Source organism: Halomonas sp. BN3-1 (assembly GCF_003056325.1).
GTDB lineage: Bacteria > Pseudomonadota > Gammaproteobacteria > Pseudomonadales > Halomonadaceae > Halomonas > Halomonas litopenaei.
The window spans coordinates 1-341 of sequence record NZ_PYVV01000066.1 but is presented as its reverse complement, the minus strand read 5'-3'; the positions used below and the strand labels follow the sequence as shown (position 1 = coordinate 341).

Annotated in this window: 1 rRNA gene; it reads left to right on the top strand. The window is 47.2% G+C overall.

The features are described from left to right. A 16S ribosomal RNA gene (locus C9F12_RS22330) occupies window positions 1-76 on the top strand; the annotation flags it as partial. Window positions 77-341: the final 265 nt, after the last annotated feature.

Below are 341 nucleotides of genomic sequence, written 5' to 3'. Positions count from 1 at the left end.
CACGGTGTGGTTCATGACTGGGGTGAAGTCGTAACAAGGTAGCCGTAGGGGAACCTGCGGCTGGATCACCTCCTTAAACGACACGTCATCTGACTGTCGGTAAGTGCTCACAATGAATTACCTGATCGATAGAGCGGTTAACGGAACTTTAAGTTGGACGTTTGTGCTTCATTAGCAAGCCACAAGCCGCCAGCTTAGAGTTTTGTGCTCTAATGCTCTTTAACAATGTATATCATGCTGACAAAGTAAGATGCGTTTCAAGCGTATCCGGCAATTGTCGTGACATCATCGATTGACAGACCCTTTGGGGTTATATGGTCAAGCGATGAAGCGCATACGGT